At 73.6% G+C, this 22,007-nt stretch carries 18 protein-coding genes; 12 read left to right on the top strand and 6 right to left on the bottom strand.

The features are described 5' to 3' along the window. The first annotated feature begins 15 nt into the window (after positions 1 to 15). The 4 genes from L7N97_RS06055 to L7N97_RS06040 are packed head-to-tail and all read left to right on the top strand — an operon-like array spanning position 16 to position 4,648. Positions 16 to 1,296 carry an NAD(P)/FAD-dependent oxidoreductase gene (locus tag L7N97_RS06055; protein ID WP_237477441.1) on the top strand — a complete coding sequence of 427 codons (1,281 nt, stop codon included), beginning with the start codon at positions 16 to 18 and terminating at the stop codon, positions 1,294 to 1,296. Beyond that, complete coding sequence (locus L7N97_RS06050; protein WP_237477440.1) at positions 1,293 to 1,985, top strand: GntR family transcriptional regulator; 693 nt, start codon at positions 1,293 to 1,295, stop codon at positions 1,983 to 1,985. The genes L7N97_RS06055 and L7N97_RS06050 overlap by 4 nt, the downstream gene beginning before the upstream one ends. After that, positions 1,982 to 3,460 (top strand): aldehyde dehydrogenase family protein, encoded by a 1,479-nt coding sequence (locus tag L7N97_RS06045; protein WP_237477439.1) that lies wholly within the window; start codon positions 1,982 to 1,984, stop codon positions 3,458 to 3,460. The genes L7N97_RS06050 and L7N97_RS06045 overlap by 4 nt, the downstream gene beginning before the upstream one ends. 27 nt (positions 3,461 to 3,487) lie before the next feature. Continuing rightward, positions 3,488 to 4,648: an amidohydrolase gene (locus L7N97_RS06040; RefSeq protein ID WP_237482063.1), complete on the top strand. Its 1,161-nt coding sequence runs from the start codon at positions 3,488 to 3,490 to the stop codon at positions 4,646 to 4,648. 139 nt (positions 4,649 to 4,787) lie between these two features. Here the strand turns inward: L7N97_RS06040 and L7N97_RS06035 are convergent, their stop codons facing one another. Next, complete coding sequence (locus L7N97_RS06035) at positions 4,788 to 5,114, bottom strand: helix-turn-helix domain-containing protein (RefSeq protein ID WP_237477438.1); 327 nt, start codon at positions 5,112 to 5,114, stop codon at positions 4,788 to 4,790. A gap of 421 nt (positions 5,115 to 5,535) precedes the next feature. Here L7N97_RS06035 and L7N97_RS06030 point away from each other — a divergent pair, with 421 nt between their 5' ends. From L7N97_RS06030 to L7N97_RS06005, 6 genes are read left to right on the top strand one after another with little or no spacing between them, the layout of a single operon-like run. After that, entirely contained in the window at positions 5,536 to 7,119 is a 1,584-nt protein-coding gene (locus L7N97_RS06030) for an ABC transporter substrate-binding protein (RefSeq protein ID WP_237477437.1), read from the top strand. 16 nt (positions 7,120 to 7,135) lie between these two features. Next, complete coding sequence (locus tag L7N97_RS06025) at positions 7,136 to 8,092, top strand: ABC transporter permease (RefSeq protein ID WP_428981048.1); 957 nt, start codon at positions 7,136 to 7,138, stop codon at positions 8,090 to 8,092. Further along, a complete protein-coding gene (locus tag L7N97_RS06020) occupies positions 8,089 to 8,946 on the top strand; it encodes an ABC transporter permease (protein WP_237477435.1) in 858 nt (285 codons plus the stop codon). The genes L7N97_RS06025 and L7N97_RS06020 overlap by 4 nt, the downstream gene beginning before the upstream one ends. An 8-nt stretch (positions 8,947 to 8,954) precedes the next feature. Next, complete coding sequence (locus L7N97_RS06015) at positions 8,955 to 10,778, top strand: ABC transporter ATP-binding protein (protein WP_237477434.1); 1,824 nt, start codon at positions 8,955 to 8,957, stop codon at positions 10,776 to 10,778. Positions 10,779 to 10,837: 59 nt separating this feature from the next. Next, positions 10,838 to 11,548 (top strand): HAD-IA family hydrolase, encoded by a 711-nt coding sequence (locus tag L7N97_RS06010; protein WP_237477433.1) that lies wholly within the window; start codon positions 10,838 to 10,840, stop codon positions 11,546 to 11,548. A gap of 26 nt (positions 11,549 to 11,574) precedes the next feature. Then, complete coding sequence (locus L7N97_RS06005; RefSeq protein WP_237477432.1) at positions 11,575 to 12,303, top strand: cupin domain-containing protein; 729 nt, start codon at positions 11,575 to 11,577, stop codon at positions 12,301 to 12,303. 22 nt (positions 12,304 to 12,325) lie between these two features. Here L7N97_RS06005 and L7N97_RS06000 read toward each other — a convergent pair whose 3' ends face one another. The 5 genes from L7N97_RS06000 to L7N97_RS05980 all read right to left on the bottom strand — a co-directional run bounded on the left by L7N97_RS06000 (position 12,326) and on the right by L7N97_RS05980 (position 19,263). Continuing rightward, positions 12,326 to 13,654 (bottom strand): NAD(P)/FAD-dependent oxidoreductase, encoded by a 1,329-nt coding sequence (locus L7N97_RS06000; RefSeq protein ID WP_305069250.1) that lies wholly within the window; start codon positions 13,652 to 13,654, stop codon positions 12,326 to 12,328. Between the two features lie 62 nt (positions 13,655 to 13,716). Then, a complete protein-coding gene (locus L7N97_RS05995; RefSeq protein ID WP_237477431.1) occupies positions 13,717 to 15,705 on the bottom strand; it encodes a hydantoinase B/oxoprolinase family protein in 1,989 nt (662 codons plus the stop codon). Continuing rightward, positions 15,705 to 17,726, bottom strand: coding sequence for a hydantoinase/oxoprolinase family protein (locus L7N97_RS05990; RefSeq protein WP_237477430.1), 2,022 nt, complete (start codon positions 17,724 to 17,726; stop codon positions 15,705 to 15,707). Before L7N97_RS05990 ends, L7N97_RS05995 begins: the two co-directional genes overlap by 1 nt. Positions 17,727 to 17,810: 84 nt before the next feature. Further along, on the bottom strand, positions 17,811 to 18,704 hold the full coding sequence (locus tag L7N97_RS05985) for a LysR family transcriptional regulator (RefSeq protein ID WP_237477429.1): 894 nt from the start codon (positions 18,702 to 18,704) through the stop codon (positions 17,811 to 17,813). Positions 18,705 to 18,771: 67 nt separating this feature from the next. After that, on the bottom strand, positions 18,772 to 19,263 hold the full coding sequence (locus L7N97_RS05980; RefSeq protein WP_237477428.1) for an Lrp/AsnC family transcriptional regulator: 492 nt from the start codon (positions 19,261 to 19,263) through the stop codon (positions 18,772 to 18,774). 308 nt (positions 19,264 to 19,571) lie between these two features. On the opposite strand from L7N97_RS05980, the gene L7N97_RS05975 reads away from it, so the two are divergent. Both L7N97_RS05975 and L7N97_RS05970 read left to right on the top strand, forming a co-directional pair. Further along, positions 19,572 to 20,504, top strand: a complete 933-nt coding sequence (locus L7N97_RS05975) for a 2-hydroxyacid dehydrogenase (protein ID WP_237477427.1) — start codon at positions 19,572 to 19,574, stop codon at positions 20,502 to 20,504. Between the two features lie 28 nt (positions 20,505 to 20,532). Further along, complete coding sequence (locus tag L7N97_RS05970; RefSeq protein WP_237477426.1) at positions 20,533 to 21,996, top strand: NAD-dependent succinate-semialdehyde dehydrogenase; 1,464 nt, start codon at positions 20,533 to 20,535, stop codon at positions 21,994 to 21,996. Positions 21,997 to 22,007: the final 11 nt, after the last annotated feature.

The following is a 22,007-nucleotide window of genomic DNA, read 5'->3' as shown; positions in this document are numbered from 1 at the left end:
GCGGAAGGGCGTCCCGTGAAGCTCGCATCCTACTGGCACGACACCGCCCCGGCCTTCGCGGGGAGCGCTCCCGGCCCGGTCGGCGGCAAGGTCGACGTCGCGGTGGTGGGGGGCGGCTTCACGGGGCTGTCGGCGGCCCTCGCGCTGGCGCGGCGCGGCGCGAGCGTGGCGGTGCTGGAATCCGCCCACGTCGGCGCGGGCGCCTCGGGCCGCAACGGCGGGCAGTGCAACAACGGCTTCTCGCAGGACTTCACGGCCATGGAGGCGCGCTTCGGCTTCGACAGGGCCGTGGCGCTGTACAGGGCCTTCGACGCCGCCGTGGACACGGTGGAGCGCCTCGTCGCCGAGGAGAACATCGACTGCAGCTTCGCGCGGACCGGCAAGCTCAAGCTCGCCGCCAAGCCCGCGCATGCCGAGAAGCTCGCCCGCGCCCGCGACGCGCTGCACCGGGGCGCCGACCCCGACACCGCCTTCGTGCCGCGGGACGCGCTGCCGGCCGAGATCGGCTCGGAGCGCTACCACGGCGGCCTGCTCTACCCGAAGTCCGGCAGCATGCACATGGGCCGCTTCGTCGTCGGCCTCGCCGAAGCGGCCGCGCGCCGCGGCGCCCGCATCCACGAGGATGCGCCCGTGCGCAGGCTCACGCGGATCGGCCGCACGGAGGCGCACGACGTCGAGACGGCGCGCGGCACGCTGCGGGCCGCGCAGGTCCTGCTGGCGACCGGCCCCTCCATGCAGGGGCCGTTCTTCCGCTACCGGCGGCGCATCGTGCCGATCGGCAGCTTCATCGTCGTGACCGAGCCGCTGGGGCGCAACCGCGTGGGCTCGCTCCTGCCGGCGCGCCGGATGTGCACCACGACCCAGAACATCGGCCACTACTTCCGCATCACGCCCGACGACCGGCTGCTGTTCGGGGGGCGGGCGCGCTTCGCCCTGTCGAGCGCGACCTCCGACGCCAAGAGCGGCCGCGTCCTCGAAGCCGGCATGCTCGACACCTTCCCGCAGCTCGCCGGCACCCGCCTCGACTGGTGCTGGGGCGGCATCGTCGACATGACGCAGGACCGCCTGCCGCGGGCCGGGCAGCATGACGGCCTCCACTATTCCATGGGCTACAGCGGCCACGGCACGCAGATGTCGACCCACATGGGCCAAGTCATGGCCGCCGTCATGGCGGGCGACCGGGACGCGAACCCGTGGGCCGGGCTGGACTGGCCCGCCATCCGCGGCCACTTCGGCCCGCCGTGGTTCCTGCCGCTGGTGGGGGCCTGGTACAAGCTCCAGGACCGGCTGCATTGAGGGGCGCCCCCGACCTCGCGCGGCTGCCCCGCGTCACGCTGGCGGGGCAGGTCGCGGGCGCGATCCGCGACGCCGTGCTGTCCGGCGCCTTCGCGCCGGGCCAGCAGATGAACGAGGCGGAGCTCGCGGTGCGCTTCGCCGTGAGCCGCGGCCCGGTGCGCGAGGCGCTGCAGCGGCTGGTGCAGGAGGGGCTCCTGGTCAGCCACCCGCACCGCGGCGTCTTCGTGGTCGAGCTCACCGAGGCCGACCTCGCCGACGTCTACCTCGCCCGCGAGGCCATCGAGGCCACGGCGCTGCGGCGCATCGCGGCCCTGCCGGACCGGGCCGCGCTGGCGCCGCGGCTCGACGCCGAGGTCGCCCGCATGGACGCCGCCGCGGCGGCACGGGACTGGACGGCGGTGGCGGCCGCCGATCTCGCCTTCCACCGCGCCCTGGTCGAAGCGGCCGGCAGCCCGCGCCTGTCGCGCATGTACGACACGGTGCAGGCCGAGACGCGCCTGTGCCTGCATCTGCTCATGGGGGGCTACCGGTCGAGCGCCGGCCTCGCGGCCGAGCACGGCCGCCTCGCCGCGCTCGCGACCCGCGGCGACCTCGACGCGGCGCTGGCAGAGCTCGGCCGCCACCTCGCCGACCCCATCCGATACCTGCGCCGCCTCGGCGCGACCCCTCCTGCTCCGGACGCGCCATGACGGCTCTCGACTTCGATCCCGCGGGCGTGGCCCTGCCGCTCGGCCACTACATCGACGGCGCGCGCGTCGAGACGGCGGAGGACGCGATCCCGGTCCGCCGCCCGTCCGACAGCGCCGTCTACGGCCACGTGCCCGACGGCTCCGCCGACACGGTGGACCGGGCCGTGTCGGCCGCCGCGCGCGCCTTCGCGCGCTCCGATTGGGCCAGCCGGCCGCCGCGCGACCGGGCCCGCGTCCTGCGCCGCTGGGCCGATCTCGTGGACGCCGACGCGCCCGCGCTCGCGCGGCTCGAAGCGGTCGGCTCGACCCGGCCCATCAAGGACGCCCTCGCCTGGGACGTGCCCTTCACGGCCGAGGGCATCCGCTTCTTCGCCGAATTCGCCGACAAGCTCGGCGGCGAGGTGGCGGCGACCCGCACCGACCAGCTCGGCCTCGTCATCGCCGAGCCCTACGGCGTCGTGGGCGCCATCGCGCCCTGGAACTTCCCGCTGGTCATGGCCTCGTGGAAGATCGCGCCCGCCCTCGCGGCCGGGAACGCCGTGGTGATCAAGCCCTCGGAGATGACGCCCTTCTCGCTTGTGCGCCTGGCCGAACTCGCGTCGCAGGCCGGCGTGCCGCCCGGCATCTTCAACGTCGTGCAGGGCCAGGGCCGCACCGCGGGCGACGCGCTGGCGCGCCATCCCGGCATCGGCAAGGTCACCTTCACGGGCTCCACGCGCACCGGCATCGCCGTGATGCGGGCCGCGGCGGAAAGCGGGCCGAAGCCCGTGACCCTGGAGCTCGGCGGCAAGAGCCCGCAGGTGGTGTTCGGCGACGTGCCCGACCGGGATGCCGTCGCCCGCACGGTCTTCGGCGCCTTCACGGGCAACGCCGGCCAGGTCTGCGTCGCGGGCTCGCGGCTGATCGCGCACCGCAGCGTCGCGGACGAGCTCGTGGAGCGCATGGCGGAGCTCGCGAAGGCGCTGAAGCCCGGCCCCACCTGGGACGGGTCCACGACCTTCTCGCCCATCATCTCGACCCCGCAGGCCGACCGCGTCGACGGGCTCGTGCGCGGCGCGCTCCGGGCCGGGGCCGAGGCGGTGATCGGCGGGCGGCGCCTCGCCGCGATCCAGGACGGGGCCTTCTACGAGCCGACGATCCTCCGTAACGTCGCCCCCGGCACCGAAGCGCTGGACGAGGAGGTGTTCGGCCCCGTCCTCACGGTGCAGACCTTCGAGGACGAGGAGGAGGCCCTGGCGCTCGCCGACCACCCCAGCTACGGCCTCGCGGCCGGCGTCCACACGGCGGACCTCGGCCGCGCCATGCGGGCGGTCCGGCGCCTCAAGGCCGGCACGGTGTGGGTGAACCGCTACGGGCGGACGGCCGATTTCGTGATCCCCACCGGGGGCTACAAGGGCTCCGGCATCGGCAAGGACCTCGGCCGGCAGGCCGTGGAGGCCAACCTGCGCCACAAGAGCGCCCTGGTGGCCTTCTGATGGGCGGGCCGGCCCCTCGACCCGGCCCTGCTGGGCGACCTCGTCCGGCTGCGGCGCGACCTCCACGCCTATCCCGAGCTGCGCTTCGCCGAGCATCGCACGGCCGGGATCGTGGCCGAGCGCCTCGCGGAGCTGGGCCTCGACGTCCACCGCGGCCTCGGCGGCACGGGCGTGGTCGGCACGCTGCGGGGGGAGGGCCCGGGCGCGATCCTGCTCCGCGCCGACATGGACGCGCTGCCAATCGCGGAGGCGAGCGGCGTCCCCCACGCGTCGCGGCACGCGGGGCAGATGCACGCCTGCGGCCACGACGGCCACGTCGCCATGCTGCTCGGGGCCGCGGCGGTCCTGGCGCGCGGGGAGCGGCCGCGCGGCACCGTGCACTTCGCGTTCCAGCCGGGCGAGGAGGGCGGCGCCGGCGCGCTGCGCATGATCGAGGACGGCCTCTTCGACCTGTTCCCCGTCGAGGCCTGCTTCGGCCTCCACAACTGGCCGGCCCTGCCGGTCGGGCACTTCGGCATCCGGGCCGGCGCCGTCATGGCGGCGGGCACGCGCTTCACCGTCGCGATCGAGGGCCGGGGCGGCCACGCCGCCCAGCCGCACCTCGCGGTGGACCCGATCGCGATCGGCTGCGCCCTGGTGGGCCAGCTCCAGACCCTGGTGTCCCGCCGCACCGATCCCGTGAAGGCGGGCGTGCTGTCGGTCTGCATGTTCCACGCGGGGGAGGCCGACAACGTCCTGCCGGCGCGCGCCGAGATCAGGGGCACGATCCGCGCGCTCGACGCCGGCGTGATGGCGGACCTCCGGGCCGGCCTCCTCGCCATGGCGGAGGGCCTCCCGGCGGCGCAGGGCGCGCGCGGGCGGGTCGACTTCCACGGCGCCTATCCGCTGACCGCCAATTCGCCGGGCGAGGCGCGCTTCGCCGCCGCGGTCATGCGCGACCTCGTCGGCGCGGGGGCCGTCGAGGACCCGACGCCGCCGAACATGACCTCGGAGGATTTCGGCTTCATGCTGGAGCGGAAGCCGGGCGCCTACGCCCTCATCGGCGTCGCGGAACCGGGCCGCCCTTCGCCGGCCCTGCACGCCCCGACCTACGACTTCAACGACGCCGCGATCCCGCACGGGGTGGCCTATTGGGCCGCCCTGGCGCGCCGATGGTGGGACGACGGCCGCGCGGCGACGCCCGGATGATCGGCGCATTCCCCTACGAAACCGTGCCCGCGCGACCATAGGCCGGCCGTCGCGGCCGGCGGAGCGCTCCTCGACAGGACCGCGCGCGGGTGGGCCGGCCGCCACGCGCGGAGCCCGCGGCCTGGCCGGATTCGGCAGATCATGCCGCGGCGGGGATCGAAGCGGCGTAGCGGCCCGGCGTGGTGCCGCAGTGCCGCTTGAAGTGGCGCGCGAGGTGGCTCTGGTCGAAGAAGCCCACCTCGATCGCGGCCATGGCCGGCGTCAGGCCCTCGCTCAGCAGGGCCTGCGCGGCCTGGACCCGCACCGCGCAGAGGTGGCGGTGCGGCGTGGAGCCGACCTCGTGCCGGAACTGCTTGATCATCGTGAACAGGTTCATGCCCGCGACCGTGGCGAGGTCGTGCAGCGTGATCGGCTCGGAGAAGCGCTCCTCGATGTGCTTCAGCGCGCGGGCGATGGACGGCGACACGAGCGACCGCATCCCGGACCCGTCGCGACTCACGGGAGCGGAAGGTGTTTTCGCCATTGTTCGAACTCCGCTCCCCGACGTGGCCGCTGGGCACACTGAAGGACGAAACGTGGAGGACAGGGTGCGGGACAAGGGTTCGGCAACGGCCGTTTCCACCGAACACCACCGTCTCGTGGCAGGATCTGCCGACCGCCTGCCGAAGCGGCATCCTGCGCCCGATTCGACGCGGGGAGGCTCACGTTTCGAGCAATCAGGGGCGCGCTGATCTGTTGAAAACGGGACAGATCGATGCTTTTGCTGCGGTGCGAAGTCCGGTTTTGGTCAATTTCGTCCTATAGGAACTATAGGGCTAGACTAACGTCGGCGGCGATCCGATCCGGGGAGGTCGGACGCCAACCCAACTCCGAGGCGAGAGATCCACATGGGACCGGCCGAGAGCATCGAGGACGATCGCGTGACGGCAGCCATCAGGGGTGGCGCGACCCGTCGCGAGTTGCTGTCCCTCCTCGCGCTGACCGGCGCGGGGCTGCTCCTGCCGAAGGGCGCCGCCCTCGCGGCCGACGCGCCCAAGCGAGGCGGCCGGATCAGGGTCGCGGGCTATTCCTCGTCCACGGCCGACACGCTCGACCCCGCCAAGGCGTCGCTGTCGACCGACTACGTGCGCTGCAACATGTTCTACAACGGCCTCTTCGCCTTCGACGCCGAGATGACGCCGTTGCCGGCCCTCGCGGAATCGGTTTCGGACGACGACGCCACGGTTTGGACAGTCAAGCTGCGCAAGGGCGTCGTGTTCCACGACGGCAAGGCCCTCGAGCCCGCCGACGTCGTGTTCTCGTTGAACCGCCACAAGGATCCCGCCGTCGGCTCGAAGGCGGCCGCCCTGGCGAAGCAGATCAAGGACGTCAAGGCCGGCGGTCCCGGCGAGGTCGTGATCACGCTCGAGTCGCCGAACGCGGACCTGCCCTCCATCCTGGCCACCCAGCACTTCCTGATCGTCCAGGACGGCACCACCGACTTCTCGAAGGGCAACGGCACGGGGCCCTACAAGTGCAAGGAGTTCTCGCCCGGCGTCCGCTCGATCGGGGTGCGCAACGACAACTATTGGAAGCCGGGGCTGCCCTATCTCGACGAGGTGGAATACTTCACCATCGCGGACGAATCGGCGCGCGTGAACGCGCTGCTGGCCGGCGACGTCCAGGTGATCTCCGAGGTCAACGCGCGCTCGACCAAGCTGATCACCTCGACGCCGGGGTTCGAGCTCTTCGTGTCGAAGAACGGCGACTTCACCGACCTCATCGTCCAGCTCGACGCGCCGGTCACGGGCAGCGAGGACTTCGCGATGGCGATGAAGCTCCTGCAGGACCGGGAACAGCTGCTCAAGAGCGTGTTCCGCGGCTACGGGGTCATCGGCAACGACCAGCCGATCCCGCCCTTCGACCGCTTCTACAACGCCGACCTGCCGCAGCGCGCCTTCGACCCCGACAAGGCGAAGTTCCACCTCAAGAAGGCCGGCCTCGAGAACGCCACCGTCCAGCTCTTCACATCGCCCGCGCCATCCTACGGCCCCGAGTTCGCCCTGCTGATGCAGCAGTCCGCCAAGAAGGCGGGACTCACCATCGACGTCCAGCGGGTTCCGGCCGACGGCTACTGGTCCAGCTACTGGCTGAAGAAGCCCCTGGTGATCGGCAACATCAACCCGAGGCCGACGCCCGACGTCATGTTCTCGCTGTTCTATAAGTCCGACGCCGCCTGGAACGAGTCCCACTGGCACGACCCGAAGTTCGATCAACTCCTCCTCGCCGCGCGGCGCGAGACGGATTTCGCCAAGCGCAAGCGGATGTACGGCGACATGCAGGCGATGATCCACGACAGCGCCGGGGTCGGCATCCCCGCCTTCAAGAGCTCGATCGACGCGCATGTTTCGGCGCTCAAGGGCCTGAAATCCATCCCGACGGGCGAACTCGGCGGGTGGACCTTCGCCGAATACGTCTGGCTCGACGCGTGACCGGCGCGCCGCCATGCTGAACGGCATCGTCGCACGCCTGATTGGGGCCCGGATCCTGACGTCCGCCCTGATCCTGTTCCTCGTGTCGGTGATGATCTTAGTGGCCGCGCAGTTCCTGCCGGGCGACGTCGCTCAGGAACTGCTCGGCCAGAGTGCCACCCCGGAGGCCGTGGCGGGCCTGCGCCACGCCATGCACCTCGACCAGCCGGCCCCGCTGCGGTTCCTGGAATGGCTGATGGACGCGGCGCGCGGCCGGTTCGGCAACTCGCTTGTCAACGGCAATCCGGTCTCGAGCCTGATCGGCGACCGGCTCCGCAACACGGCGGTGCTGGCCGCCATCACGGCGGCGGTCTCGGTGCCGCTGTCGCTGGCGGCGGGCGTCGCCGCCGCCATCCTGCGGGACCGCCCGCTCGACCGCATCCTGTCGCTCGTGTCGATCGCGCTGGTGTCGGTGCCCGAGTTCCTGGTCGCCACGCTGGCCGTGCTGCTGTTCGCCGTGAAGCTGCGCTGGCTCCCCGCCCTGTCGTCCGTGTCGAACACCCATAGCTGGACGGGCTTCATGCGGGCCTACGCGCTGCCGGTCATGACCCTGGCCTGCGTGATCTGCGCCCAGATGTTCCGCATGACGCGCGCCGCCGTCATCGACGCGCTGCGGGCGCCCCACGTCGAGATGGCGCTCCTCAAAGGCGCGTCCCGCTCGCGCATCGTGCTCCGCCACGCGCTGCCCAACGCGGTCGGGCCCGTCGCCAACGCGGTGGCGCTGAGCCTGTCCTTCCTGTTCGGAGGCGTGATCATCGTCGAGGTGATCTTCAACTATCCGGGCATGGCGAAGCTGACCGTCGACGCCGTGTCGACGCGGGACATGCCCCTGCTCCAGGCCTGCGCGCTGATCTTCTCGGCCGGCTATCTCGCCCTGGTGAGCCTGGCCGACATCGCCGCCATCCTGTCGAACCCGAGGCTGCGCCATCCATGAGCGCGACCGACCTTCCCGCCACACCCGCGGTCCCGACCCGTCCCCGGCGGCGGAGGTTCCGGCGCCTGCCCGCCTCGGCCTACCTGTCCGCCGCCATCGTCCTGTTCTGGGTCGCCGTGGCGCTGGTCGGCCCCTTCCTCGCCCCGCACGGGCCGGGCGAGATCGTCGATCCCGACGTGTTCGGGGACGCCTCGCGCGCCTTCCCGCTCGGCACCGATTACCTCGGGCGCGACGTGCTGAGCCGCATCCTCTTCGGCGCCCCCTACACGCTCGGGATCGCGGCGGTCGCCACCGCGCTGGCGTCCGGCGCCGGGACGCTGCTCGGCCTCACCGCGGTGGTGGCCGGCGGCTGGACGGACCGGCTGCTCAGCCGCGGGCTCGACGCCGTGATCTCCATGCCGAGCCTGATGTTCGGCCTCGTCGCCGTGGCGGCGGTGGGCTCCTCGCTGCCCATGCTGATCGCCATCGCGGCGGTGGTCTACACGCCGGGCGCCTTCCGGCTCGCCCGCTCGCTGGGCGTCGGCATCAACGCGCTGGACTACATCGCAGTCGCGCGGGCGCGGGGGGAGGGGCACCTCACCATCGTGGTCGGCGAAGTGCTGCCCAACATCGTCGTGCCCGTGCTGACCGACTTCGGCCTGCGCTTCGTCTACGTGGTGCTGTTCCTGTCGGGCCTGTCGTTCCTCGGGCTCGGCATCCAGCCGCCCGCCGCCGACTGGGGGTCACTCGTGCGCGAGAACCTCGACGGACTGGCCTACGGCGCGCCGGCCGTGATCGTGCCCGCGCTCGCCATCGCCAGCCTGACGGTGAGCGTCAACCTGTTCATCGACGGCACCTTCGGCCGCAAGCGTTGAGGACTGGAATGGAGCCGCTCGTCCGCGTCTCGGATCTCAGGGTCGTCGCCTCGCGCGACGGCGTGACGTCGACCATCGTCGACGGCGTGGGCTTCGCGCTCGACCGCGGCGAGGTGGTGGCGCTGGTGGGCGAATCGGGCTCCGGCAAGACCACGATCGCGCTGTCGCTGATGGGCTACGCCCGCGAAGGGTGCCGCATCGTCGGCGGCAGCCTGTCGGTCGGCGGCACCGACGTGAGGGCGCTCGACCGCGCCGGTCTCGCGCGGCTGCGCGGCGCCCGCGTGGCCTACGTGGCGCAGAGCGCCGCGGCCGCCTTCAACCCGTCGCGCACGATCATGGACCAGGTGATCGAGCCCGCGCTGATCCACCGCACGATGGCGAGGACGGCCGCGAAGGCGCGCGCCGTGGAACTGTTCCGCGCCCTGGCGCTGCCGGACCCGGAGCGCGTGGGCTCGCGGTATCCGCATCAGGTGTCGGGCGGGCAGCTCCAGCGCCTGATGGCCGCGATGGCCATGATCAACGCGCCGGAGCTGATCATCTTCGACGAGCCGACGACGGCGCTCGACGTCACGACGCAGATCGAAGTCCTGCGCGCCTTCAAGGCCGCCATCCGCGGCACATCCACGGCGGCGGTCTACGTCAGCCACGACCTCGCCGTGGTGGCGCAGGTGGCCGATCGCGTCATCGTCCTCAAGGACGGCACGATGCGCGAGACCGGGCCGACGCAGGCCATCCTGACCGCGCCGGAGAACGACTACACGCGCAGCCTCGTGGCGGCGGCCGAGCCCGTGAGGCGCCATGCCGAGGCGCGGGCGGCCGAGCCGGCCCGGCAGGCCCCACTCCTCGAAGTGCGCGGGCTCGTGGCGGGCTACGGCGGCATCCAGCGCGACGGGCTGCCCAACCTGCCGATCCTCCACGATGTCGACTTCTCCATCGCGCCGGCCGCGACGCTCGGCGTCATCGGCGAGTCGGGCTGCGGCAAGAGCACGCTCGCCCGCGTCGTGGCGGGGCTGCTGCCGGCCGCCCGCGGTGAGATCCTGCTCGACGGCCGCCCGCTGCCTCATCGGGTCGCCGAGCGCACGCGCGAGCAGCAGCGGCAGATCCAGCTGGTCTTCCAGATGGCCGACACGGCCTTGAACCCGGCCCACGACGTGGCGCGCCTGATCGGCCGGCCGCTGCGGTTCTTCCACGGGATGAGCGGCGAGCGGCAGAGAAGGCGGACCGACGAGCTGCTCGACCTCGTGAGGCTCCCGAGGGCGGTCGCGGACCGCACCGCGGGCGAGCTGTCCGGAGGCCAGAAACAGCGCGTCAACTTCGCCCGCGCGCTGGCGGCGGAGCCGCGCCTGATCCTGTGCGACGAGATCACCTCGGCGCTGGACACCGTGGTGGCCGCGGCCGTGCTCGACCTGCTCGCCGACCTCAAGCGCGAGCTCGGCCTGTCGCTGATGTTCATCAGCCACGACCTGTCGACCGTCCGGTCGATCTGCGACGACGTCATGATCCTCTACGCCGGCCAGCAGGTGGAGATGGGGAGCCGGGCGGCGCTCGCGGCTCGCCCGCTCCATCCCTATTCGGACCTGCTGCTCGCGTCGGTGCCGCACCTGCGCACCGGCTGGCTCGACGCCCTGCCGCGGCGGGACGACGGGGGCGAGGCGGTCCCGCGCCCGGCCCGCCAGGGCTGCTCCTTCTACCCGCGCTGTCCGGTGCGCGAGCCCGGGGTCTGCGACGTCGTGACCCCGCCGGTGCGGTCCCTGTCCAAGGGGGCGAGGATCCTCTGCCACCGCACCGAAGCCGAGCTGAGCGCCGCGCAGGACCTGCCATCGGCGGCCTGACGGCGCCGGCGAGCGCTTCGCCGATGCCCGGCCGGACGGCCTCGAACGGAGTACAGCCCATGCGCCTCACCGACTTCAAAGTCCTGACCTTCGACGTCGTCGGCACGCTGATCGACTTCGATTCGGGCGTGCTCTCGGCCTTCCGTACCCTCGGGGGAGCCGCGGCCGAGCGCCTCGACGACGACGCCATCTACGCGGCCTACATGAAGGGCCGCGAGGCGCATGGGGGGCGCTCCAGCGAGGTCATGCGGGACGTCTACCGCCACGCCGCGGCGATCCTCGGCTTCCCCGGCGAGGGGCGGCACGCGGAAGCCTTCCAGGCTTCCGTGCTCGGCTGGCAGCCCTTCGCCGATTCCGCCGAAGCCCTGGGCCGGCTGAGGCGGCACTACCGGCTGGTCGCCATGACCAACGCCGACCGGGTCGCCCTGTCGGCCTACGCCCACCGCCTCGGGAACCCGTTCCACGACACGGTCTGCGTGGACGAGACCGGCCGGCCGAAGCCGGACCCGATGTTCTTCCACTACAGCCTCGGCCGGCAGTCGGCCTCCGGCTTCCGGCAGTCCGACATCCTGCACACGGCCCAGAGCCAGTACCACGACATCGGCGTCGCCCACGCGCTCGGCTACGCGACCTGTTGGATCGAGCGCCGCCAGGGCCTGAAGGGCTACGGCGCGACGCCGGATCCCGCGCGCTTCACGACGCCGGATTTCCACTTCCCCTCCATGAAGGCCCTCGCCGACGCCGCGGACGCGGCCTTCCGAGCGGCCTGACCATCCCCGACGACGGACCCCGATCCATGAACGCCGACGCTCCCGCCCGCCGCCCGAGGCTCTTCGACCTCGGGAGCGCCCCCGCGTTTCCGGAGCGGGGCGCGGTTCCCGCCGGGGACGGCGGCTTCCCGGCCCGGCGCGTGCTCCTCGACATCGGCGCCACGGCCGTGCCGACCGGGACCGCGCAGCTGCAGGCCGGCGAGGGCGCGATCGACGGCCATCCGCGGAGCGAGTTCATCCTGGTCACGCGCGGGCGCCTGACGCTGCACTCCTGCGCGGGCCTCTCCGACCTCCGTCCGGGCGACGCCGCCGTGATCCCGCAGGGCGCCGCCTTCCGTTGGGCCGCGGCGGACGACCTCGAATTCGTGTTCCAAACCTACGCAGGCCCCGCGGACGGCGACGCTCCGGTCGCGGTCGACCCCGACGCGGCGCTCGAGCCTTCGCCGGGACCCGACGCCTCCCTCCTCACCACGCCGGCGCCTCGGTGCGGCAAGCGCGTCGTCCAGGCCTCCGCGGACGGGGAATGGACCGTGGGCGTCTGGGCGTCGACGCCGGGCGGGCGCCGCGCGATCACCTACGCGCACACCGAACTGATGCACCTCCTGGCGGGCTCCGTCACCCTGACGGACGCCTCCGGGGAGGCCCGCACCTTCGCCGCGGGATCGACCTTCCTGGTGCCGCGGGGGGCCGTCTACGCCTGGAACAACGACGTGCCCGTCCGCAAGGTCTACGTCAGCCACCGGCCGAGGGGCTGACCGGGGCCCGGCCGCGCCGGGCCTACCGCGGCACCTCACGGTCGCGGCGGTCCTGGAACTGGTACCAGGAGCCCAGGGCCGGCATGAACCACGGCGTCCCGTCGTAGAGCGGATGGTGGGGCGGCAGCCCGGTGTCGTAGCTGTTCACGGGGCCGGTCCCGCCGGCGAGGATCTTCCCGGCCAGGGCGTGGCCCAGGTAGGTCATCATCGTGACCCCGCTGCCCTGGCAGCCGAGCGCGAAGAAGCGGCCTTCGCCCCCGCCGATATGCGGCAGCCGGTCGAGCGTGATGGCGACGCGGCCCCCCCAGCTGTTGGTGATCCGGGTGCCGGCGAGCTGGGGGAAGCGCGCCACCATGGCGCGGTGGAGAAGCGCGGCCGTGCGCCGCTCGTCGAGCGGGAAGAAGCTCGCGCGCCCCCCGAACAGCAGGCGCCGCCCGTCCGGCGACAGGCGGTAGTGGTTGATCACCCGGCGCGACTCGGACACGCCGCGGTTCGTCGGCAGCACGGTTCGGGCGAGGTCGGCCGGCATCTCCTCGGTGGCGATCATGTGGGTCGTGACCGGGACGATGCCGCGACGCAGGTCCGGCGCCAGGCCGCGCCGCTCGGCCGCCACGTAGGCGTTGGTGGCGAAGACGATCCGGTCGGCGAAGACCTCGCCGCGGTCGGTCACCGCCGCATAGCCGCCGGGCACGCGCCCGACCCTCCGCACGGGCGTCATCCCGTGCATCCTCGCGCCTGCCCGCCGGGCCGCGCCCATGAGGCCGCCGTAGAACTCCGCCGGCTGCACGTGGCCGGCGCGGCCGATCGCGGCGGCGCCGTGGTAGAAGTCGCTGCCGAGCTCGGCGCGCGCTTCGTCGCGGCCGATCAGCCGCACGTCCGAGGCCGCGTGCCGGTTCAGCTCGTCGAGGCGACCCCGCCAGCCGGCCGCGTGGACCGGCGTCCAGAAGGCGTTCAGCCGGCCGGACCTGTGATAGCCGCAGCGGATCTGGTGGCGCTCGAGCAGGCTCTCGAAGAGCGTGAAGCCTTCGGCGGCGTCGCGCAGCAGGGCGGCCTTGCGTCCGGGGTCCACGGGCCTGCCGGACGGGCTCTTGCCGACGTTGATGCCGCCCGACACCTGCCCGCCCGAGCGGCTGCTGGCGCCGTGCCCCAGCGCCCCGGCGTCCAGCACCAGCACGTCGTCGCCGGCTTCCGCGAGGCGCAGGGCGCAGGCTGTGCCGGCGTAGCCGGCGCCGACCACGAGGGTGCCGACCCGCCGCGGCAGCGCGTCGGGCGCCTCGGCCGGCGGGCGGAAGCCGTGCCACCACCAGGGCGTCGTCGAGAAGTCGTCGGCGAAGATGTCGGTGCGGGCCATCGGCGGATCCTTGTGGGTTCAGGCTCCAGGCCGCGCCCGCGGTGGCGCGGCCAGGCGGGCCGTCACTGGCGCGCCCGGCCGAGGCCGTCGCTCGCGGCCTGGATGGCCGTGAAGGCTTCGCGGACCACCGCGGCGGCCGGCCGCTCCGCGGGTGCGGCCCGCACCGCCGCGAAGAGCTGCTTCTTCACCGCGGCGCGCCAGCTCACCGGCAGGGTGGCGAGCGCCTCGTGCATCGCCGCGTAGGCGGCCTCGTCCCACCGCCGCTCGTGCTCCAGCCGGGCCTCGCCGAGCGCCAGGGCCGGAAGGTTCGGCGGGTCGGCGCGCAGGCGCGCCGTCTCGGCCTCGTCGACCTCGCCGCCGCCGTCCCGGAGCGCGACGCCGTACTGCCGGAGCGCCGCCTCCGGCGTGACGAGCCCGGCGCGGACGTCGCGCAGCACCGCGGCAGGATCGCGGAGGAAGGGGTCGCCGCGGCCGCCGCCGCCCGGCGAGATGACGCGCAGGACGTCGCCCGGCGCGAGCCGCAGCGCGTCGGTGTTGCCGAGGTCCCGCTCGCCGGGGCGCCCCGGGTTCAGGGTGAAGCTGCCGCTGCAGCCCGGCGCCCCGCCGAGCGTGCCCCAGGGCTGGAACCGGCTCCGGTCGCGGTTGCGCGCGGTCACGAAGGCGTCCGGCGCGGTCGAGCAGAACTCGATCACCTGCGCCATGCCGCCGCGATGGGTGCCGGGGCCGCCGGTGTCCGGCATCAGCCCGTAGCGCAGGATGCGGGCCGGTGCCTCGGATTCCGTGACCTCGATCGGGCTGTTCTTGAGGTAGGCGGCGTCCGCGCCGGACCCGTCCGTGCCGTCGCGGTGGGGCATGCCGCCGCCGCCGCCCACGATGGGGGCGATGGCCGTGATGGTCCGCCGTCCGGTGCGCGGGTCCTGGGCCGCCATGTTGATGATGGAGGTGGCGCCCGCGGGCGCGGCCGGCATGCGGTCGGGGGCAGCCGCCGCGAAGGCGCCGAAGATGAGGCTGCGCAGCCGCCCGCAGGTCAGGCTCCGCATGCCGACGGCCGCCGGGAAGGACGGGTTGAGCACGCTGCCCTCCGGCACCTTGCAGGTGAAGGGGCGGGTCGTGCCGAAGTTCAGCGTGATGCCGGGATGGAGCGCGGAAAGGACGTAGTAGATTCCGACGAGCAGCAGGGAATGCCGGGGATGGCCGCCGGTCGGCACGTTGAGGGACGACAGGGTCTGCGGGTCGGTGCCGGCGAAGTCGAGCTCGGCCTCGTCGCCCCGGATCCGCAGCGTCAGGCACAGCCGGAGCGGGTCGCCGTCGGCGCCGTCCTCGTCGGAATATTCGACGAAGCGGAAGTCGCCGTCCGGCAGGCCGGCCAGCACGGCGCGGGCCTGGCCCTCGGCGTAGTCGAGGAGGTCGGCGAGGCCGTCCTCCACCGTGGAAACGCCGAAGCGGCGCACGAGGTCGAGGACCCGGCGCTCGCCCGTGTTGACGGCGGCCACCAGGGCCTTCAGGTCGCCCCAGTTCTGTTCCGGCACGCGGACGTTGGCCATCATCAGGCGCACGAGCTGCTCGTCGAGCACGCCCTCGCGATACAGCTTGCTGGGCGGTATCCGGATGCCCTCCTGGTGCACCTCCGTCAGCGTCCGCGACAGGCTGGCCGGCACCGCGCCCCCGACGTCCACGTTGTGGATGTGGCCGCCCGCGAAGGCGATCACGCGGCCGTCGTGGAAGATCGGCTTCCACAGCACGACGTCGGGCGTGTGCGTGGCGAGGTAGCCGGAATAAGGGTCGTTCGTCATGGCGATGTCGCCGGGCGCGTAGCCTCCCGGCACCAGGGCCAGCGCCGCCTCGTAGTCGAGGCCCGGATACCAGGTGGCCCCGAGGTCGATCGGCACGGCGCAGGACTTGCCCCGCGCATCGAGGAGCTGGATCGTGAAGTCCTCCGTCTCCTTTACGAAGGTGGAGTGCGCCGTCCGGTAGAGCGTGGTGGCCATGCTTTCCGCGGCCGCGCGCGTGTGGTTGCGCAGGACCTGGAGGGTGACGGGGTCGGTGCGCATCACGCGTGCTCCATCTCGATGTTGCGGAAGCCGTCCACGCGGGCGCGCCAGCCGTGGGGGATCAGGATCGTGCAGTCGGCCTGGCTGACGATGGCGGGGCCGGACAGCTCGGCGCCGGGGTCGAGGTCGGCCCGCTCGAACAGCGCCGCCTCGCACCAGGCCCCGCCGGCGTAGAGCCGCGCCGTGCCGCCGGACCGCGCCGGATGGGCCGCCCCGTCCCGTCGCGGCATGGCCACGGGCGGGGCCGGGCGCGACGCCGACACCCTGAGGCTGACGACCTGCAGGGGCGCGTCCTCCTCGGCATGGCCGAAGGCGCGCTCGTGCGCGGCGTGGAACAGGGTCGCGAGGTCGGCGGGCCCGGCGCAGCCGGCGGTCGGCACGGTCAGCTCGAACGATTGTCCGCGGTAGCGGATGTCCGCGGCCGGCACGAGGTCGGACGTGCCCGGGCCCGCCATGTCGGCCACGGCCGCCGCGGCCTCGGCCGCGAGCTCCGCCAGGATCGCCTGCAGCCCGGGCCAGCCGTCGTCGTCGAAGGGCAGCAGGACCGTGCGCATGCGGTCGACCCGGACGGCGGCGGCGACGGCGCCGAGCGCGCAGAGCGTGCCGGGCGAGGCGGGGACGAGGACGCGCGTCATGCCGGCGGCCTCGGCCAGGAGGGCGCCCAGCATGGGGCCGGCACCGCCGAAGGGCATCAGGGTCAGCTCGCTGGCGTGGACGCCGGCCCGCGCGAGGAGCTGCTCGATGGGCACCAGCATGCCGCTGACGGCGACGCGCAGCACGCCCTCGGCGAGCTCCGCGACGCCCATGCCGAGTTGCTTCGCGACGGGGGACGCGGCGGCTTCGGCGAGGGCCCGGTCGGGCGCGATGGCGCCGAAGCCGAGGGAGCCGTGGCCGAGGATGCCCGCCAGCAGGGCGGCGTCCGTCACCGTCAGGCGCGTCCCGCCGCGGCCGAAGCACGCGGGCCCCGGCGTCGACCCCGCGCTGACGGGGCCGACCTGCAGCACGCCCTGGCCGTCGATCCAGACGACCGAGCCGCCGCCCTGGCCGGAGGACATCACCGCCACGGTCGTCGTGGCGAGCGGGAACTCGCCGACGGCATGGCCGGTCGAGAAGGACGGCTGGCCGTCCTCCAGCAGCGCCACGTCGGCGCTGGTCCCGCCGATGTCGAGGGTCAGAACGGAGCGCGCCCCGGCCGCCCGGGCGACGACGCCGGCGCCCACCACGCCGGATGCGGTGCCGGACAGCAGCATGCCGACGCAGTCGCGCCGCCCCGCCCCGGCCGTCATGGTGCCGCCGGCCGACGTGGTCAGCAGCAGCGGGGCGGCGATCCCGGCCCTGCCGATCTCCGCCTCGACCCGGGCGAGGTAGTCCGAGATGCGCGGATGCACGTAGGCGTTCAACACCGCCGTCGTGGTGCGCTCGTATTCCCGGATGGCGGGCCAGATCTCGCTCCCGCGGAAGACCGTGAGCTCCGGGTCGGAGGCCGCGATCATGGCGGCGACCCGCACCTCGTGGAGCGGGTTGCGCCAGGCGTGGAGGAACGACACCACCACGCCCTCGCAGCCGGCGCGCTGGGCGGCCGCGACGGCCCGCGCCACGTCGGCCTCGTCCGGGGCGAGCAGCGTCGCGCCGTCGTGCGCCATACGCTCCCCGATGCCGAAGACGTGCTCGCGCGCGATCAGCGGGGCCGGGCGCTCGCAGAACAGGCTGTAGGGATCGGGCATGCGCAGGCGCGCCAGCTCCAAAAGGTCGGTGAAGCCCGCCGTGGTGAAGAGGGCGAGGCGGGCGCCGCGGCGCTGGATGATGGTGTTGACGCCCACCGTGGTCCCGTGCACGAAGCGCTCCACGTCCGACAGGGCGATGCCGCCCGCCGCGAGCCGGCGCAGCCCCTCGGCCACGTCCCGTCCGGGGGCGGCCGGGGTGGTCAGGACCTTGAGGGTCGTGAGGCGGCCCGTCGCGGGGTCCAGCGCCGCGAAGTCGGCGAAGGTCCCGCCGATGTCCACCCCGATCATCTCAGCCATCGCGCCTCTCCCCGTCGCGGCGAGACTTCCACGCCGGCGGCGGTCGATCCACGCTCGCCGGGCGGGGCGGGGTATGAGCGCAGGTTATGGGGCGAGCGCGCCGTCCCGGCCCAGCGCTTCCAGCAGCTCGCGGAAGCGCCCCGTGAGGGCGGGCGTGCCCGAGTTCTCGGTCCGCACCATCAAGACCGTCCGGCGCAGCTCCGGCACGAACGGCACCGCCGCCACGGCGTCCGGGAGGTAGGCCTCCGTCAAGCCGTCCACCACCGCGAAGCCGCCGCCGGCCAGGACCATGGCGAGCGCGCCCGTGGTGGTGCCGACCTCGACGGACAGGCGCCGCTCGACGCCGGCCCGCCCGAAGGCCGCCGCGACGGCGCGGCCGAAGTCCTGTTCGACCCCGAACCCGACCTCGGCCGCGCCGGCGAGGTCAGGCGGCCCGAGGGCGGGGCGGGACGCCAACGGGTCGTCGCGCCGCACCAGCACCACGCATCGGACGCTGCCGACCCTCGCGACGTGGAGCCCTGGTACCACCAGGGGCGAGAGGGCGAGCCCCACCTCGACCCGGCGCGCCAGCAGCGCCGTCTCGAGTTCGGGCACCGCCAGCGTCTGGACGATGATCCTCGCGTCCGGAAACTCGCGGCGGAGGCGGGCCAGGGCCTGAGGCACGAGCGAGGAGGCGAGCGAGGAGGTCGCGCCGAGCCGCAGCACGCCGCCGGCCTTTCCGCCGATGCCGCGCGCCAGGGCGCCGAAGCTCTGCACCTGCAGGTAGAGGCGATCGGCCTCGGCGATCAGCGCATTCGCCTCGGCGGTGGGCACCAGGCGCCCCGCGTTGCGGTTGAACAGCCGGTAGCCGAGCCTGTCCTCGCAGTGGCGCAGGGCCTTGGACAGGGCCGGCTGCGTCACGTGCAGGACCTGCGCCGCCGCCGCGAGCGTCCGGTGGTGCATGACGGTGCGGAAGACCTCGATCTCGCGCGCGTTCACGGCCGCATCCCGCGGAGGGAGGCCGCCGCGCCCCGCGGCCCGATCCGACGCCGCCGCATCGGTCCGCTCAGCGCCGGGCGTCGAAAAGCGTCGTCAGCGGCATGTACGGCTTAACGATGGGCGACTTGATGACGATGTAGCTGAAATATTTCGCGATGCCGATGTCCCGCTTCAGCAGGCCCTCGATGACCTCCTGGTAGTGCCCCACCCCGCGGGTGACGAAGCGGAGCAGGTAGTCGTAGCCGCCCGAGATGAGGTGGCACTCGATGAGTTCCTCGACGTTCCTCACCTCCGCTTCGAAGCGCGTGAAGTCGTCGAGCTTGTGGTCGTGCAGCGTGACTTCCGTGAAGATGGACACGGTTTCGCCGAGCTTGGCGAGGTTGAGATGGGCGCCGTAGCCCGTGATGTAGCCCGCCTTCTCCAGGCGCTTGACGCGCAGCAGGCAGGGACTCGCGGACAGGCCGACGGCGTCCGACAGCACGACGTTCGTCATCCGGCCGTTGCGCTGAAGTTGGGCCAGGATCTTGAGGTCGATCCGGTCCAGTCTCGGGTGGGCCATGGCTGCCGCGGCTCTGGAGCGTGCCGGTGCATCCGGTCCGCCCACAGCAGATTATGCCGCGGCGGCCGTCCCCGCAATTCCGTCGCCCGCCCGATCGCCCGCCGATGCGGGCCCTCGGCTCCCGATCCGCGGGGATCGGCGCGATCGGGTCCGGACCCCGGCCGCCGCCGGGAGACCCTGCCGTTTCGCCGGACCGGACGCGCGATCCGCCCGATGATCGCGTCCCATACGGCACGATGTGCCGCGCGGCTCGGACCATGATGGCGGCCTCGGCGGCGCTCGGGCGCCAGGCCGGGAAAAGGCACGCCATGGATCCGGTCACGGTGGTGTACAAGTCGGACGCGAGGCGGGGGGCCGTCTGGCACGGCGTCTTCGCGGCGGAGGCGCCGGACCTCGCGCTGGTCGACTGGTCGCCGGAGGCCGCGGCCGGGGCCCGCTACCTCGTGGCCTGGACGCCGCCCGGCGACCTCGCCCGCGCCATGCCGGCCCTCAGCGTCCTGTTCAACCTCGGCGCGGGGGTCGACCACCTGTCGTCGGCGGCGATCGGTGAGGCGGTGTCGCTGGTCCGCATGGTGGATCCCGAGCTCACCCGCTCCATGGTGGAATACGTGCTCCTCGCGGTCCTGGCCCAGCACCGGGACCTGCCGGCCTACGTCGAGGCGCAGCGGGACGGGCGCTGGGAAGCGCGGCCGGTGCGCCGCGCCGCGGACCACACCGTGGGCATCCTGGGCCTCGGCGTGCTGGGCAAGGCCGCCGCGGCGGCGCTCGCGGGCCTCGGCTTCCCGGTGCGGGGCTGGAGCGCGTCGCCCAAGGCGATCGACGGGATCGAAACCTTCGCGGGCCGCGCGGCGCTGCCGTGCTTCCTGCACGGCGTGCGCAGCCTCGTCTGCCTCCTGCCGCTCACCGACGACACGCGCGGGATCCTCGACGCGGCCCTCTTCGCGGCACTGCCCGAAGGGGCCGGCCTCGTCAACGTCGGCCGCGGCGGGCACCTCGTCGAGGCCGATCTCGCCGCGGCGCTCGACTCCGGCCGCCTCGCGTCGGCGGTGCTCGACGTCCTCGCCGCAGAGCCCCCGCCCGCCGCCCACCCGCTGTTCGCCCACCCAAGGGTGATCGCGACGCCCCACGTGGCCAGCACCACGCATCCGGCCACCGCCGCCCGGCAGGTCATCGAGGCCGTCCGGCGGCACCGCGACGGGCTGCCGATGGCCAACGTGGTCGACCGGACCCGCGGCTACTGACCGTGCCCAAAGCCTTCACGAGGATCCCATGGACGCCCCTTCCGGACTCCGCGACCCGTCCCTGTTCCGCACGGAAGCCTACATCGACGGCGCCTGGACGTCGGCGGAGGACGGCGCCACGCTCGACGTGTCGAACCCCGCCAACGGCGAGCGGCTCGGCACCGTCCCGGTCATGGGCACCGCGGAGACGCGCGCCGCCGTCGCGGCCGCCGAGGCCGCCTGGCCGGCCTGGCGGGCGCTGCCGGCGCCGCGACGGGCGGACCTCCTCCTCGCCTGGCACGGCGCCATGCTGGCGGCGGCCGACGACCTCGCCCTCATCATGACGCTGGAGCAGGGCAAGCCGCTGGCCGAGGCCAGGGGCGAGGTCGCCTACGGGGCGGGCTTCGTGCGCTGGTTCGCCGAGGAAGTGCGCCGCATCTCCGGCTCCAGCGTGCCTGCCCCGACCGCCGACCGGCGCATCCTGGTGCTCAAGGAGCCGGTGGGGGTCTCGGCCGCCATCACGCCCTGGAACTTCCCCAACGCCATGATCACCCGCAAGGCCGCCCCGGCGCTCGCCGCCGGCTGCCCGATCGTGATCAAGCCGTCCGAGCTCACGCCCTTCTCGGCCCTGGCCCTCGCCGCGCTGGCCGAGCGCGTCGGCATCCCGAAGGGCGTCGTCAACGTCGTCACGGGCCTGCCCCAGGCGATCGGGGCCGAGCTGACGGCGAACCCCGCGGTGCGCAAGCTGTCCTTCACCGGCTCGACCCCGGTGGGCCGGCTCCTGATGCGCCAGTGCGCCGACACGGTGAAGCGCGTCTCCTTCGAGCTCGGCGGCAACGCGCCGTTCATCGTGTTCGACGACGCCTCGCTCGACCTCGCCGTCGCGGGCTCCATGGCGTCGAAGTTCCGCAACGCCGGCCAGACCTGCGTCTGCGCCAACCGCATCCTGGTGCAGGACGGCATCCACGACCGCTTCGTGGCGGCGCTGGCCGCGGCGGTTTCGGGCCTGCGCGTCGGCGACGGCCGCGAGCCCGGCGTGACGCTCGGCCCGCTGATCAACGCCGCGGGGCGCGACAAGGTGCTGGCCCACCTCGACGACGCGCGGAGCAAGGGCGCGCGCGTCGCGCTCGGCGGCGGGGGCGGCCGGGGCGGCAGCTTCGTCGAGCCCACCGTGCTGACCGGGGCGACGGCCGAGATGCGCCTCGCCGGCGAGGAAACCTTCGGCCCTCTGGCTCCCGTGTTCCGCTTCCGCCACGAGGAGGAGGCGCTCCGCCTCGCCAACGACACGCCGTTCGGTCTCGCGGCCTATTTCTACACCGACGACCTCCGGCGCTCCTGGCGGGTGGCGGAGCGGCTCGAAGCCGGCATGGTCGGGCTCAACACCGGCAGCGTGTCGATGGAGATGGCGCCCTTCGGCGGCATCAAGCAGTCGGGGATCGGCCGCGAGGGTTCGAGCTCCGGCATCGAGGAATACCTCGAGATGAAGAGCTTCCACATCGGCGGCCTCGACTGACCATGCGGGCT

The organism is Lichenibacterium dinghuense (assembly GCF_021730615.1).
Taxonomy (GTDB): Bacteria; Pseudomonadota; Alphaproteobacteria; order Rhizobiales; family Beijerinckiaceae; genus Lichenihabitans; species Lichenihabitans dinghuensis.
Note: the sequence above shows the minus strand (reverse complement) of the source record. Positions and strands in the feature narration are given on the sequence as shown.